The organism is Aquipuribacter aurantiacus (assembly GCF_051216895.1).
GTDB lineage: Bacteria > Actinomycetota > Actinomycetes > Actinomycetales > JBBAYJ01 > Aquipuribacter.
Genome location: NZ_JBPKAO010000001.1, coordinates 424,722 through 438,778 on the forward strand (window position 1 = coordinate 424,722; position 14,057 = coordinate 438,778).

Consider the following 14,057-nt stretch of genomic DNA (forward strand, 5'->3'; position numbering starts at 1 on the left):
GCCGCAGGGGCTCGACACGATTTGGTCTGGTGGGTAGCGTAATGTCACGTGCCGGAGAGTCGCCGGTCACGCCTGACCTGAGCATCCGGACGAAGGAGTCCCCCGTGAGCGTTCCCGTTCCCACCCCCGCCGACCACTTCAGCTTCGGCCTGTGGACCGTCGGCTGGCAGGCTCGCGACCAGTTCGGCGACGCGAGCCGCGCCGTCCTGGACCCGGTCGAGGCCGTGCACAAGCTGCACGAGCTCGGCGCCTGGGGCATCACGTTCCACGACGACGACCTGGTGCCGCACGGGTCCTCGGAGTCCGAGCGCGACGGCATCATCAGCGCCTTCAAGGGCGCCCTGTCCGAGACCGGCATGGTCGTGCCGATGGCCACGACGAACACGTTCGGCCACCCGGTGTTCAAGGACGGGGCGTTCACCAGCTCCGACCGCGACATCCGCCGGTACGCGCTGCGCAAGATCATGCGCAACATGGACCTCGCCGCTGAGCTGGGCGCCGAGACCTACGTGATGTGGGGCGGGCGCGAGGGCTCGGAGTCCGACTCCTCCAAGGACGTCCGCGTGGCGCTGCAGCGCTACAAGGAGGGCGTCGACCTGCTCTGCGAGTACGTCACCGACAAGGGCTACGGCCTGCGGCTGGCCATCGAGCCCAAGCCCAACGAGCCCCGCGGCAACATCCTGCTGCCGACGATCGGTCACGCCCTGGGCTTCATCCAGATGCTCGAGCGTCCGGAGATGGTCGGTCTGAACCCCGAGACCGGTCACGAGCAGATGGCCGGGCTGAACTTCGTCCACGGCATCGCCCAGGCGCTGTGGCAGGACAAGCTCTTCCACATCGACCTCAACGGCCAGCACGGCCCGATGTTCGACCAGGACCTGGTGTTCGGTCACGGCGACCTGATCAACGCGTTCTTCCTCGTCGACCTGCTCGAGTTCGGCGGCGCCGACGGCGGCCCGGCCTACACCGGCCCGCGCCACTTCGACTACAAGCCGTTCCGCACCGAGAGCGCGGCCGACGTGTGGGACTCCGCCTCGGCCAACATGGCGACCTACCTGATCCTCAAGGAGCGGGCCGCGGCCTACCGCGCCGACCCCGACGTCAAGGCGGCCCAGGAGGCCGTCGGTGCGCTCGAGCTCGCCGAGCCGGCCCTCGCCGACGGCGAGACCTGGCAGGACCTGCTCGACGACCGCGCGTCGTTCGAGGACTTCGACGTCGAGGCGGCGGCCGACCGCGGCAAGCACTACGGCCGCCTGGACCAGCTGGCCATCGAGCACCTCATGGGCGCTCGGGGCTGATCGCGGTCATGGCTCTCGTCGCGGGCGTCGACTCCTCGACGCAGTCCTGCAAGGTCGTCGTCCGCGACGCCGCGACCGGTGCGCTCGTGCGCACCGGTCGCGCGCCGCACCCCGACGGCACCGAGGTCCACCCCGACCGCTGGTGGGACGCCCTGCAGGCGGCCGTCGCCGACGCGGGCGGCCTGGACGACGTCGACGCGGTGTCGGTCGGTGGGCAGCAGCACGGCCTGGTCGCCCTCGGCGCGGACGGGCAGGTGCTGCGCCCGGCCCTGCTGTGGAACGACACCCGTTCCGCCGCCGCGGCCGCCGACCTGGTCCGTGAGCGCGGGGCGCAGGCCTGGGCCGACGACGTCGGCGTGGTCCCGGTCGCCTCGTTCACGGTGGCCAAGCTGCGCTGGCTGCGGGACGCCGAGCCCGACGTCGCCGCGCAGGTGGCGGCGGTCTGCCTGCCGCACGACTGGCTGACCTGGCGCCTGGCCGGTGGGGGCGAGGGCGGGTCCGTCGGACTGGACGCCCTGGTCACCGACCGGGGCGACGCCTCCGGCACCGGGTACTTCTCGGCCGCGACGGGTGAGTACCGCCGCGACCTGCTGGAGGCCGGTCTCGGTCACGACGCGAGGCTGCCGCGGGTGCTCGGCCCGGCCGAGTCCGGCGGGGCCGTCGGGGTGGACCTGGTCCGCCCCGGTGCGCTGCTCGGACCCGGCAGCGGCGACAACGCGGCCGCGGCGCTGGGCGTCGGGGCGGGGCCCGGTGACGTCGTGGTGTCGATCGGCACCTCCGGGGTCGTGTCCGGCATCAGCGACGTCGCGGCCAACGACCCCTCGGGTGTCGTCGCGGGTTTCGCCGACGCCACCGGCCGGTTCCTGCCGCTGGTCTGCACCCTGAACGCCGCCCGGGTGCTCGACGCCACGGCCCGGTTGCTGGGCGTCGACCACGACGGGTTGGCCCGGCTGGCGCTGCAGGCCCCGGCCGGCGCCGACGGCCTGGTGCTCGTGCCCTACCTCGAGGGTGAGCGCACCCCCAACCTGCCCGACGCGACGGGATCGCTGCACGGGCTCACGCTGACCAGCACCACCCCCGCCCACCTGGCCCGGGCGGCGTTCGAGGGGCTGTTCTGCGGCCTCGCGGCCGGTATCGACGCCTTGGTCGAGCAGGGCGTCGACGTCCGTCGGGTCGTCCTGGTCGGGGGCGCCGCGGCGTCACCGGCCACGCACGCCATCGCCCCGGCCGTGCTGGGGTGCCCGGTCGTGGTCCCGCCGCCGTCGGAGTACGTCGCCGACGGTGCGGCCCGGCAGGCCGCATGGGTGCTGTCCGGCGGCGCGGAGCCGCCGGCCTGGCGGCTGCAGGGCGAGCAGACCGTCACCGCGGAGGCGACCCCGCAGGTGCGGGAGCGCTACGCCGTCGCGGCGGACAAGGTCGTCGACCGGCTCTGAGCTGCGGTGGCCGGTGGATGAACTTCGTATGACCACTCGACGAAGTCCGGCCGGCTGAGGCCGGGCCGGCCGCCGCAGCCCGCACGATGAGGCCGTGAACCCGGTGCGGTACACCGACGGGGGTCCTCTGGCGGTCGCGCACCGCGGTGGGGCCGGCCTGCATCCCGAGAACACCCTGACGGCCTTCAGCCACGCGTACGGGCTGGGGGTGAGGTGGCTGGAGACCGACGTCCGGGTCTCCGCCGACGGCGTGGCCGTGCTCCACCACGACCGGACCCTGCAGCGGCTGTTCGGCCTGGACGCGGCGGTCGCCGACCTGACCTGGGACCGGCTCCGGTCGCTGCGCACGCCCGCCGGTGACCGGCTGGTCCGTCCGGTCGACGTCCTCGACGCGTTCCCGGACGCCCGGCTGGCGGTCGACCTCAAGGACCCTGCCGTCGTGCCCGGGCTGCTCACCGACGTCCGTCGGGCCGGGGCCGCCGAACGGGTGTGCCTGGCCGGGGCGCCGGACCGGCTGCTGACCGCGGCGGCCGACGCCGAGCCGGGCCTGACGACGGCGCTGGGCTGGCGCACCCTGGTGCAGCTGATCGCCGCGGCGCGCCTGGGGGCCCCCGCGCCCGGTCTCGCCCGCCGCCCGGCGCACGCCCGGTGGGCGCACGTGCCCGACCGGCTCCTCGGGGCGGGGGTGCTGACGGCCGGGGTGGTCGCCCGGGCCGACGAGCTCGGCCTGCACGTGATGGCGTGGACGGTCGACGAGCCGGCCCGGATGCACCAGCTCCTGGACATCGGGGTGCGCGGGGTCATCACCGACCGTCCGGACCTGCTGCGCGAGGTGCTCGTCGCCCGGGGCCAGTGGCGTGCGCCGCGCCCCGTGACCGCCCGGCCGCCGGTGGCCAGGGCCCTGCCGCCTCGGGCGCCCCGGGCGCTGCGGGCCGACGCCGGGTCCGCTTGAGCAGGGCCCGGGGAGCGGGCGTGGAGCGAGCGTCCTCGTTCTCGTTCGATCGTCCGAGTCGAACAGACGGTCGAACCCGGTGTGCGTGCCTGCCGTGGGACGGACCTAGTCTCGGCCGGTGCCCGCGCCCGCCGACCCGCTAGCCGCCCTGTCCTCCCGACCCGCGGTGGTGGCCGCCGTCGAGCAGGCCCGGGAGGCCTGCGGTGCCCTGCGCTGGCACCCCGCGCTGCGTCGGCGGACGGCGGAGGTCCGCACCGAGGCCTGCGTGCGGGCGGCAGCCGCGTCGGCCGAGGTCGAGGGGGTCCGGCTCCCCCTGGGCCAGGTGCGGGCGATGGTCGGTCCGGCGACCGCGGGTGGTCCGGCCGTCCGCGAGGTCGGGTCGGCGGTCGGAGCCGGCGCGGCGGCCGCGGCGGGCGTCGGGTCACCGGCGCGGGACGCCGTCGACGCGGTCGTCCGAGGCTCGCTGCGGGCCACCCTCGACACGTACGACCTGGCGCGCGGCCTGTCCCGCGCCCCGGCGCAGGTGCTGGCCCGGTTGCACACCCTGGCCGCGGCCGACCTGGTCCGGCTGCGCGCAGGGGCCGGCCCGGGGGCGGGGCCCGACAGCACCTCCGACACCCTCGGACGGCCCCGTCCGGACGCGGCGGGACGGGTCGACGCCCTGGTCAGGCTGCTGACGACCGATGCGACGAAGGCTCCCGGCCTGGTCCTGGCGGCCGTCGCCGACGCCGAGTGCACCACCACCGACGCGTTCCTGCCCGGGGCCGGCGTGGTCGCCCGCGCGCTGGCCCGGACCGTGGTCGTCGCCACCGGCCTGGACCCGTCCGGGGTCACCGTCCCCGAGCGGTTCGCCCTCCTCGACGCACCCGGACGGCTCGAGGCGCTGTCCGGCTGGAGCAGCGGCACCGTCGAGGGCGTCGAGGCCTGGGTGCTGTGGTGGGGACGCGCGGTCGTGGTGGGGGCCGACCACGGGCGCCAGGTGGCCGACGAGGTCCTGGCCGGCCGTCTGGCCTGATCAGCGGCGGGCGGTCCTGCGCGCGGGTTCAGCGGCGCGGGGCCCGGCGGCGGTGGGCCAGGTACAGGCCCATGCCGACGGCACCGACGGCGCCGACCGCACCCACGGCCCCGACGGTGGTCGCCGACGGCACCGGGACGGCGTTCAGGTTGCGTCCCGCGGCCGGCGGCGGCGCGAAGTGCAGGATCGGCCAGCCGTGCATCTCGGCGTGCGCGACCAGCTGCCGGTCCGGGTTGACCGCGTGCGGCCGGCCCACCGCCGTCAGCATCGGCAGGTCCGTCGCGGAGTCGCTGTAGGCGTAGGACCCCTCGAGGTCGAACCCGTGCTGCTGAGCCAGGGCGCGCACCGAGTCGGCCTTGTGCGCCCCGTAGGCGTAGTAGTCGATGACACCCGTGTACCGGCCGTCGACGATCTCCATGCTGGTGCCGATCACGTGGTCGACGCCCAGCCGTTCGCCGATGGGACGCACCACCTCCAGCGCCGCCGAGGACACGATGACGACGGGGCGGTCGAACTGCTTGTGCCAGCGGATCAGCTCGGCGGCCTCCGGGTAGACGAGCGGGACCAGCACCTCCTCCAGGGCCTCGGCCACGACCTCGCCGACCACCTCGACGTCCCAGCCGGCGACCAGGTCGCTCAACAGCTCCTTCATGCGTTCCATCTGCACGTGGTCGGCGCCGCGCAGCATGTAGGACGCGTGGGCGTAGACGCTGCGGGCGGCGGTGTGCGGCGGCAGCATCCCCCGGCGGCGCAGCCCGCGCCCCAGGGCGAAGGTGCTCGAGGCCGCCATGATGGTCTTGTCGAGGTCGAAGAACGCCGCGACTCTCGGCTCGTCGGACGTCTCCGGGGGCATGGCCCCACCCTACGGAGCGCGGTCACGGGCTGCCCGCGGGATCCGTTCGGGGCTTTGTCCCCGGACGAGTTGCTTGAACGCCGGAATACCGCCACACTTCTCCGTAGGGCTTCCCCCAGCCCTGTGGACTCGGTTTCGTCCCCCCCGGCGATCCGAGTCCGGCGGCCCCTGCGTCCCCCCGGCAGGGGCCGCCCCTATTTCTCCTGGTGGTCGTCCGGCGACCCGCCCGCGGCGCTCGCCCCCCTGGGCTGGTGTGTCCACAACCACCGGTGACCCCGCCCGGTCCACAGCCCAGCCCCTCCGCGAGGCCGGGGGACCACCGTCGCTGGCTCGATGGGTGCCGGGTCCGGTGGTCGGGCCGGGCGGGAGCGGCATGAAGCAGCGACAGGCGTCCGGGGGTGCACGGTCCGGGGCGGTGCTCTGCCTGGGCGACGACCCCGACCTCCGTGCCCTGCTGGCCTCGGCCTGCGCCGAGGCGGGGGTGCGGACCGACTCGGTGACGGGTCGCCCGACCCTCATGGCCTGGACGGGCGCCGCGGCCGTGCTGGTGCCGGCGGGCGAGCCGGACCTGGTCCGCGACCTGCCGCGACGGGACGACGTGGTGCTGGTCCACCACGACCCGCGAGGCGTCGACGACGAACCCGGCCCGGACATCTGGCGGGCCGCGGTCGCGGTGGGCGCCGGGCAGGTCGTCGTGCTGCCCCTGGCCCGGGAGTGGCTGGTCGACGCGGTGCGTCGGGCGTGCCGACCCACCGGGTGGTGCGTGGCGGTCGTCGGCGCCCGGGGTGGTGCGGGGGCGACCAGTGCCGCGGTCGCCCTGGCGAGCGCCGGGGCCACAGCCGGGTACCGGGTCCTGCTGGTCGACGCGGACCCGCTCGGCGGAGGGATCGACCTGGCGCTGGGTGCCGAGGACCTGCCCGGCCCGAGGTGGTCGGACCTGCATGACGTCGTTGCACCGCTGCCCGCGGGCGGGCTGGTCGCGGCCCTGCCGGTGGCCGACGGGGTGGCGGTGCTGTCCCACGGCCGTGCCGCCGTCGCCGTGGACCAGGCGGCGGCGCGCGCCGTCGTGCGCTCGGGGGTCGACGAGCACGACCTGGTGGTGGTCGACCTGCCCCGCGCCGGGGACGAGGCCGCGCAGTCGATGGCGGTCGCCGCCGACGTCCTGCTGTGCGTCTGCCCGACCGAGGTCCGCGCGGTGGCGGCCGCACCCGCGGTGCTCGCCGGGTGGCCGGGGGTGCCGTCGACGCACCTGCTGCTCCGGGGGCCGGCCCCGGGCGGGCTCCGTCCGGCCGACGCCGCCGCGGCCGTGGAGGCGGGTCGGGGACCTGCCGCCGCGCTGGACCGGGTGGACGTGTGCCGGGCCGAACCCGGGCTGGCGGCCGCCCTGGAACGGGGCGAGCCGTTCGCGGTCGGCGCGCGGAGCCCGCTGCGGCGCTGGGCCGCCGGGTGGGTCGAGCACCACCTCCCCGGTGGTGGGCGTGCGGTCGCTTGAGCCGGGCGCCGACGCGAGCGAGGCCGGCGTCCTGGGGCCGCTGCTGGCTCGCGAGGGGGTCACCGACGTGCTGGTCAACGGGGCGGGGCGGGTGTGGGTCGACGGTGCGGACGGGTTGCGCCGCGCGACGGTGCCCGGGTTGGACACCGAGGAGCAGGTGCGGGCGCTGGCGGTCCGGTTGGCGGCCGCGGGCGGGCGGCGGCTGGACGACGCCTCGCCCTGGGTGGACGCGCGGCTGCCCGGCGGCACCCGGCTGCACGCCGTGCTGCCGGCGCTGTGCCGTTCCGGGACCCACATCAGCCTTCGCGTACCGCCCGCGACCGCCCTCGGCCTGGCCGACCTGGTGGCCCGGGGGTCGGTGTCGCCGGGTCTGGCGCGGGTGGTGTCCGACGTGGTCGTCTCGCGTCGCGGGCTGCTCGTCACCGGTGCCACCGGGGCGGGGAAGACGACCCTGCTGGGCGCCCTGCTGTCCTGCGTCCCGGCCCACGAGCGCTTGGTCGTGGTCGAGGACGCGACCGAGCTGTCGCCCGCCCACCCGCACGTGGTGTCGCTGGAGGCCCGCCCGGGCAACGTCGAGGGCGCCGGGGCCGTGGGCCTCGACGTGCTGGTCCGTCAGGCCCTGAGGATGCGGCCGGACCGCCTCGTCGTGGGTGAGTGCCGCGGCGCCGAGGTCAGGGAGCTGCTGCTGGCGATGGGGGCCGGGCACGCGGGAGCGGCGACGCTGCACGCCGCCCACCCGGAGGACGTCCCGGTGCGCGTGGTGGCGCTCGCGGGCTCGGCGGGCATCGACCCGGCGACGGCGCTGCTGCAGCTGCGGGCGGCCGTGGACGTCGTCGTGCCGGTGGCCCGCGGTGCGGACGGGCGCCGTCGGGTGCAGGGGGTGTGGACCTGGGCGGCAGACGACGACGACATGAGCGCGGGCAGCAGGCGAGGCAGCCCGGGCAGCAGCACGGGCGGCGCGGGCAGCAGCACGGGCGGCGGGGGCAGCAGCGGAGGTGCCCGGGGTGGCACGGTCGGTGGGCTGCCGCGGCTGGTGATGGTGGTCGACGCGGAGGGGCGTCAGGGGGCCTCCGCCCGGCACCTGGCGCGCACCCCGGCCGCATGAGCGGTCGTCGCACCGGGCCTGTGACCCCGGCGGCGCGCCGGCTGGAGGTCGACGAGCTTGTCCGGGTCGCGGAGCGGCTGGCCGTCTGCCTGCACGCGGGGCTGTCGTGGCGGGCCGCGGTCGAGGAGTCCGGGGCCGTCGTCCTGCGGGGTGGGCAGCCCGTGGCGCCGCGAGCCCGGGCCGGTCGAAACGCGGTGCTGGTGGCGTTCCACGTCGTCGAGCGGCTCGGTGCGCCGGCCGCCGACGTGCTCCGGCGCTGCGCCGGCTCGGTCCGGGAGACGGTGGCCGCCGACGGGCGCCGGGCCAGTGCGGTGGCGGGGCCGGCCATGTCGGCGCGGATCGTGGGTGGTCTGCCCCTGGCGGGGCCGGTCGTGGCCGGCCTGCTGGGCGTGGACGCGGCGGCCGTGCTGCTGGGCACCCCGTGGGGTCGGGTCTGCGGTGTCCTGGGGGTCGCGCTGCTGGCGCTGTCCTGGTGGTGGTCGTCCCGCCTCGTCCGTCGGGCGACGGCGGTGGCCTCGCCCGACGGGGTGGACGAGGCCGTGGTGTGCGACCTCGTGGCCGCCGCGCTGGATTCCGGGGCGGCGACGTCGACGGCGCTGGCTCAGGTGGCCCACGCCCTGGCCGCAGTGCCGGGGGCCGACCCCCGGGGCCTGGGAGAGGGGCTGCGACGGTGCGCGGTCGGGCTGGACACCGGGGACCTGCGGCTGGTGGTGGTCGACGACACGCTGCTGCCGCTGCTGGACGCCGTGGAGTTCTCGCTGCGCACCGGGGCACCGGCCGGGCGGCCCCTGCAGCTGGCCGCGGACGAGGTGCGACGTGCCCAGGAGCAGCGGACGGCGACGGCGACGGCTCGCCTGGCCGCCCTGCTCGTGCTGCCGCTCGGGCTGGCCGCCCTGCCCGGGTTCCTGCTGCTGGGCGTCTCGCCCGTCGTCGTCCAGCTGCTGGGCACCGGGCTGTCATGACCGGTCCGGCCGTGTGTCCACAGCCGGCGACGGGTCCCGTCGTCCACCGCCGGTCGCGTCCGGCCCCCGCGCCCTCCTGGTCCACCGGCAGCGTGGACGTCGGGCCCGGGCGGGCCCACCGCGGACGCGGGGACGAGGGGAGTCACATGGACGAGGACGAGCAGACGACGGCCGGTGCGGGCGTCGGGGGGCACCGGGACCCGGGAGCGCCGGTGCCCGGACCACAGGGGGAGGCAGGCCCGCCGGCCCGGTCGGGACCGGGAGGCGGCGTCGGTGGCGACCTGGGCATGGCGACCGCGGAGTACGCGGTGGCCACGCTCGCCGCGGTCGGGTTCGCCGGGCTGCTGTTCGCGGTCCTGCGCAGCGGTGAGGTGCAGGAGCTGTTGCTCGAGCTGGTCAGGCGTGCGCTCTCGACGGTCTGACCGTCGCACGCGGGTCCTGCGGGGCGACGCCGGGAGCGTGACCGCCGAGGTCGCGGTCACGTTCCCGGTGGTCCTGCTCGCCCTGGCCGTGGTCCTCCTCGCCGGGTCGGTGGCCAGGGCCGGGGTGGCCTGCGTGGACGGGGCGCGGGCAGCGGCGCGGGCGGTCAGCGCGGGGGAACCCGCCGAGGTGGCGGTCGGTCACGCACGCGGGGTCCTCGACCGACCGGCGCGGGTGGACGTCGGGACGAGGGCGGCGCCGACCGGTTCGTCGGGCCCCGGCCTGGTGCAGGTGTCCGTCAGCCTCGACGTCGTCCCGGCGTTCGTGCCCTCCTGGACCAGCGGGTCGTCGTGGGGGGTCCCCGTGACGTGCCGGGTCGCAGCCTGGCCGGAGCCGGTGGCGTGAGCGGGGTGACGCTCACGGCGACGGCCCTGGCCGGGATGGTGCTGGGGTGTGCCGCGGTGGGCGGCGTCGGTCAGGTCGCGGTGGTCAGGGCGCGGGTGGACGCGGCGGCCGACCTGGCCGCGTTGGCCGCGGCCGCCCACCTGGCGCGGGGTGACCCGGTGGACCTGGCCTGCGCCGCGGCCGCGCAGGTCGCCGCCGGGGCCGGTGGTGCCGGGGCCGGCAGTGGTGGGGCCGGCAGTGGTGGGGCCGGACCGCCGCAGGTCGTCGAGTGCCTCGCGGTGGGGCCGGACATCACGGTCAGGGTCGTCGCCCCGGTGCAGGTGCTCGGCCTGAGCGCATCCGTCGAGGGGCGGGCGCGGGCCGGACCGGTCTCCTCCGGCTGAGGGGTGCCGGTTCAGGGGTGGTGGCTGAGGGGTGCCGGTTCAGGGGCGGTCGGTGCTGCTCGGCCCGTCGGTGCGGGGCTGGGAGCCGGTGTCACCGAGGGTGCTGGTGCTGCTGGCGTCCTCGGGGGGCCGGGTCGAGGCCGGTGCGGTCGGGTGCGACTGGTCGCCCTGCGCGCTGGAGAGGTCCGAGCGGTCCGCCGAGGAGCCGGCGGGAGCGGACTGGCTGGTCGAGGTCGACGGGCCCGAGGAGGTCGACTGGCCCGAGGGAGCCGACGAGCCGGCCGGGGAGGCGCTGCCCGGGCGGGGGGACGAGTCGGGGTCGCGGCGGGCGAACGGGGCCGGGGCGGCCGAGGGGGCGGCGGACGCGGGGGTGGCGTTGCGCTGCGACTCGGCGGCCTGGCGGGACTGCACCTCGGCCTCGACCCGACGGAGCCGCTGCAGCTCGGCGCGGCGCTTGGAGGACTTGCGGGCCCCCGAGCGCAGCGCGATGACGCCCAGCTCGAGCAGCAGCAGCGTGAGCGCACCCAGGGCGAAGACCACGACCACCGACGTCTCGACCGTCAGCCCGAAGAGGCTGAAGGACACGTCGGTGCCGGTGTCGCCCGGCAGCGAGCCGCCGACGACGAACGCGCCGAGGACGAGCCCCAGCAGGACCAGGATGATTCCGATGACGATCATGTCGAGCTCCTCCACTGCGCAGGGCGGGTGCTCGGTGAGCTGACGCCTGTCCGACCTGTCCCGAGCACGCTAGCGACCCGGACCCTGGGAGTCGCCGTGGCGCGCGGGTCACCCCGCCGCGAGCCCGAGCAGGTCCACGGCGCCGGACTTGTCCAGGGGCTGGTTGCCCGACCCGCACCCGCCGCGCACCACGCAGGCCGGGCAACCGGACAGGCAAGGGCAGCCGGACACGGCCTCGAGGGCCGCCCGCGCCCACACCTCGGCCGTCTCGTAGACCCGCTCGGCGTACCCGGCGCCACCGGGCCAGGTGTCGTGGACCAGCAGCAGGGGACCACCCGCGTCCGGGTGGTGGACCTCGTGCGACCCGGCCACGTCGAACGTGTCGCAGGTGGCGACCAGGGGCACCAGGGCGACCGCGGCGTGCTCGGCGGCGTGCAGCGCACCCAGCGCGCGCAGCGGGTCCGCCACGAGGGCGGCGGCCGCGTCGGCGTCCGGGGCCCACCACGTGCCCCGGGTCCGGAAGGAGCGTTCGGGCAGGTCCAGGTCCTCGTGGCCGAGCGCGGCCCCGGTGGCGTTGTCCACCCGGACGAAGCCGGTGGTCCGCGAGACGACGTCGAGGGCGCCGTGCTGCAGCCGTCCCCGCCCCAGCCGGCGCTCGTGGTCCGTCTGCACGAGCCTGGTCCGGGTCACGGTCCGCGGGTAGGTGGACCACCCGGGGTCTCCCGCGCGGAGCAGGGCCACCCCGGCCTCGAGGTCCAGCTCGAGCACCACGTAGCTGCGCAGCAGGTGCTGGTAGACCGCGCCCGGGTGCACCACCTGCTCGGCGCGAGCGGCCTCGACCGTGCCCAGCACCCGCCCGGTGGCGTCCTCGACGAGCTGGACCTGGCCGCGGCCGCTGCCCCGCAGGTCGACGCGGGGCCGGTCCGGCCGGGCCCAGAACCAGCCCCCGGGTCGACGTCGCAGGTCGCCCCGTTCGACGAGCACGTCGACGACGTCGCGGGCGCCGGAGCCGAACGCGGGCAGGTCGGCCTCCGTCAGCGGCAGCTCCGCGGCGGCCGCCGCGAGGTGGGGCAGCAGCACGTAGGGGTTGTCGGTGTCGCTGACCACGGCCTCCACCGGGGCGTCCAGCACCTGCGCCGGGTGCGCGAGGACGTACGCGTCCAGCGGGTCGTCCCGGGCGATGAGGACCGCGGTACCGGGCAGGTCCCCGCGCCCGGCCCGGCCGGCCCGCTGGCGCAACGACGCGACCGAGCCCGGCCAGCCCGCCATCACCACGGCGTCCAGGCCGGCCACGTCGACGCCGAGCTCCAGCGCCGAGGTGGCCGCCACCGCCAGCAGGTCGCCCTCGCGCAGCGCCCGCTCGGTGGCCCGCCGCTCCTCGGGCAGGTGACCACCGCGGTAGGGCACCACGGCCTGGGCGAGCCGCCCCCCGACGTCGGGCCCGTGCCGGGAGACGAGCGCGTCCCGGGTGCGCCCGGCCACGGTCTCGGTGGCCCGCCGCGACGGTACGAACGCCACCGTGGTCACCCGCCGGGTCACCAGCTCGGCCACCAGGTCGGCCGACTCCGCCACGACCCCGCGACGGCGGGCCCGCCCCGGCCCGCCACCGGGGGCGGCCTCGGGGGCTCCGTACGGCCTCGCGCCCGACGCTGCGGCGCGCGCCCCGGCCCGCGGCGCCACCGGACCCCCCTCCGCGACGACCCCCTCCGCGACGACCCCGGGCTCGTCGACCACGGGCTCGTCGACCACGGGGTCCCACAGCAGCAGGGTCGCGCCGGGGTCGGGTGACCCGTCGCGCTCGACGGCGTGCACCGGCAGCCCGGTCAGGCGGGACGCGGTCCGGGCCGGCTCGGCGATGGTGGCGCTGCACAGCACGAACGTCGGGGACGCGCCGTAGGCCGCGGCGACCCGTCGCAGCCGTCGCAGCACCGCGCCGACGTGGGCCCCGAACACCCCGCGGTACACGTGGCACTCGTCGACGACCACGTAGGACAGGCGTCGCAGCAGCCGGCCCCAGCGGGCGTGGTCCGGCAGCAGGGTGTGGGCCAGCAGGTCCGGGTTGGACAGCACGAGGTGGGCGTGGTCGCGCACCCAGGTCCGCTGCTCGGACGTGGCGTCACCGTCGACGGTGCCGGTTCGCAGCCCGGGCACGGCGAGCTCGGCGAGGCGCCGCTCCTGGTCCGCGGCCAGCGCTTTGGTGGGCGACAGATAGAGGGTCGTCGGCGACGTCCGCGCCCCACCGTCCGGTCCGCCCTCCAGGGCGGCGGTCGCGGCGGGCAGCAGGTAGGCCAGCGTCTTGCCGGACGCCGTCCCGGTGGACACCACCACGTGGCGACCCGCGCGGGCCGCCTCGGCCGCCTCGAGCTGGTGCGACCACAGCTCCTCGATGCCGGTCTCGGCCAGGGCCCGCACCAGCGCCGGGTGGACCCATCCCGGCAGGGGGGCGGTCGCGGCGGCCCGGGGCGCCCGGGTGCGGACGCCCCGCAGCCGCGACGCGGCGGCGGGCATGGCGACGAGGGCGGCCGCCGCTGCGGGCAGGCGGGTCGTCGTCGCGGTCGTGTCCACCCCTCCAGACTGCCCCGACGGGGCGACACATGGGCCGCCGGCTCGCGTGGAGAGGACGCCGGGGCCTGTCTGATGCTTGACTGTCGGCGGATCAGTCGAGCCGGGAGACCCCCCCGGCGAATGAGGAGGTACCCGTGGACCTGACCCTGGCCACGCGCCCGGAGGGCGACCGCACGGTCGTCGAGGTCGGCGGCGAGATCGACGTCTACACCGCCCCGCAGCTGCGCAGCGCGCTCAACGACGCCGTCGCGGCGGGCGCTCGTCACCTGGTCGTCGACATGTCCGGCACCGAGTTCCTGGACTCCACCGGACTCGGTGTCCTGGTGGGGGGCCTCAAGCGGGTCCGCACCATGGACGGGGACCTGGAGCTCGTCTGCGCGAGCGAGAAGATCCTCAAGGTGTTCCGGATCACCGGTCTCACCAAGGTGTTCACCATCCACCCGAGCATCGAGGACGCGCTCGCCGGCAGCGGCCCCGCGTGAGCGACGCCCCGCAG

The 14,057-nt window shown here is 76.8% G+C and carries 14 protein-coding genes; 11 read left to right on the forward strand and 3 right to left on the reverse strand.

Features of this window, described 5'->3' with window-relative positions; all coding sequences use genetic code 11:
- Positions 1–104: 104 nt before the first annotated feature.
- From xylA to ACR80Q_RS02095, 4 genes are all read left to right on the forward strand, one after another.
- Positions 105–1,298: a xylose isomerase gene (gene xylA, locus ACR80Q_RS02080; RefSeq protein ID WP_435375879.1), complete on the forward strand. Its 1,194-nt coding sequence runs from the start codon at positions 105–107 to the stop codon at positions 1,296–1,298.
- A gap of 8 nt (positions 1,299–1,306) precedes the next feature.
- Positions 1,307–2,731 carry a xylulokinase gene (gene xylB / locus ACR80Q_RS02085; RefSeq protein ID WP_435375880.1) on the forward strand — a complete coding sequence of 475 codons (1,425 nt, stop codon included), beginning with the start codon at positions 1,307–1,309 and terminating at the stop codon, positions 2,729–2,731.
- Positions 2,732–2,825: 94 nt separating this feature from the next.
- Positions 2,826–3,683: a glycerophosphodiester phosphodiesterase family protein gene (locus tag ACR80Q_RS02090; RefSeq protein WP_435375881.1), complete on the forward strand. Its 858-nt coding sequence runs from the start codon at positions 2,826–2,828 to the stop codon at positions 3,681–3,683.
- Between the two features lie 118 nt (positions 3,684–3,801).
- Positions 3,802–4,698, forward strand: coding sequence for a cell filamentation protein Fic (locus ACR80Q_RS02095; RefSeq protein WP_435375882.1), 897 nt, complete (start codon positions 3,802–3,804; stop codon positions 4,696–4,698).
- Between the two features lie 28 nt (positions 4,699–4,726).
- Here ACR80Q_RS02095 and ACR80Q_RS02100 read toward each other — a convergent pair whose 3' ends face one another.
- Positions 4,727–5,551 (reverse strand): HAD family hydrolase, encoded by an 825-nt coding sequence (locus tag ACR80Q_RS02100; RefSeq protein WP_435375883.1) that lies wholly within the window; start codon positions 5,549–5,551, stop codon positions 4,727–4,729.
- Positions 5,552–5,924: 373 nt separating this feature from the next.
- On the opposite strand from ACR80Q_RS02100, the gene ssd reads away from it, so the two are divergent.
- The 6 genes from ssd (at position 5,925) to ACR80Q_RS02130 (ending at position 10,318) form a co-directional block, all read left to right on the forward strand.
- Positions 5,925–7,043, forward strand: coding sequence for a septum site-determining protein Ssd (gene ssd / locus ACR80Q_RS02105; RefSeq protein WP_435375884.1), 1,119 nt, complete (start codon positions 5,925–5,927; stop codon positions 7,041–7,043).
- Entirely contained in the window at positions 7,030–8,148 is a 1,119-nt protein-coding gene (locus ACR80Q_RS02110; RefSeq protein ID WP_435375885.1) for a TadA family conjugal transfer-associated ATPase, read from the forward strand. The genes ssd and ACR80Q_RS02110 overlap by 14 nt, the downstream gene beginning before the upstream one ends.
- Complete coding sequence (locus tag ACR80Q_RS02115; RefSeq protein WP_435375886.1) at positions 8,145–9,110, forward strand: type II secretion system F family protein; 966 nt, start codon at positions 8,145–8,147, stop codon at positions 9,108–9,110. The genes ACR80Q_RS02110 and ACR80Q_RS02115 overlap by 4 nt, the downstream gene beginning before the upstream one ends.
- A 146-nt stretch (positions 9,111–9,256) precedes the next feature.
- Positions 9,257–9,532 carry a DUF4244 domain-containing protein gene (locus ACR80Q_RS02120; protein WP_435375887.1) on the forward strand — a complete coding sequence of 92 codons (276 nt, stop codon included), beginning with the start codon at positions 9,257–9,259 and terminating at the stop codon, positions 9,530–9,532.
- 37 nt (positions 9,533–9,569) lie between these two features.
- Positions 9,570–9,935 (forward strand): hypothetical protein, encoded by a 366-nt coding sequence (locus tag ACR80Q_RS02125; RefSeq protein ID WP_435375888.1) that lies wholly within the window; start codon positions 9,570–9,572, stop codon positions 9,933–9,935.
- Positions 9,932–10,318, forward strand: a complete 387-nt coding sequence (locus ACR80Q_RS02130) for a pilus assembly protein TadG-related protein (RefSeq protein ID WP_435375889.1) — start codon at positions 9,932–9,934, stop codon at positions 10,316–10,318. Before ACR80Q_RS02125 ends, ACR80Q_RS02130 begins: the two co-directional genes overlap by 4 nt.
- A gap of 39 nt (positions 10,319–10,357) precedes the next feature.
- Here the strand turns inward: ACR80Q_RS02130 and ACR80Q_RS02135 are convergent, their stop codons facing one another.
- Positions 10,358–10,996 carry a hypothetical protein gene (locus ACR80Q_RS02135; RefSeq protein WP_435375890.1) on the reverse strand — a complete coding sequence of 213 codons (639 nt, stop codon included), beginning with the start codon at positions 10,994–10,996 and terminating at the stop codon, positions 10,358–10,360.
- A 108-nt stretch (positions 10,997–11,104) separates the two neighbouring features.
- Positions 11,105–13,561 (reverse strand): DEAD/DEAH box helicase, encoded by a 2,457-nt coding sequence (locus tag ACR80Q_RS02140; protein WP_435375891.1) that lies wholly within the window; start codon positions 13,559–13,561, stop codon positions 11,105–11,107.
- A 134-nt stretch (positions 13,562–13,695) separates the two neighbouring features.
- Between ACR80Q_RS02140 and ACR80Q_RS02145 the strand changes: the two genes are divergently transcribed.
- Entirely contained in the window at positions 13,696–14,043 is a 348-nt protein-coding gene (locus tag ACR80Q_RS02145) for an STAS domain-containing protein (RefSeq protein WP_435375892.1), read from the forward strand.
- Positions 14,044–14,057: the final 14 nt, after the last annotated feature.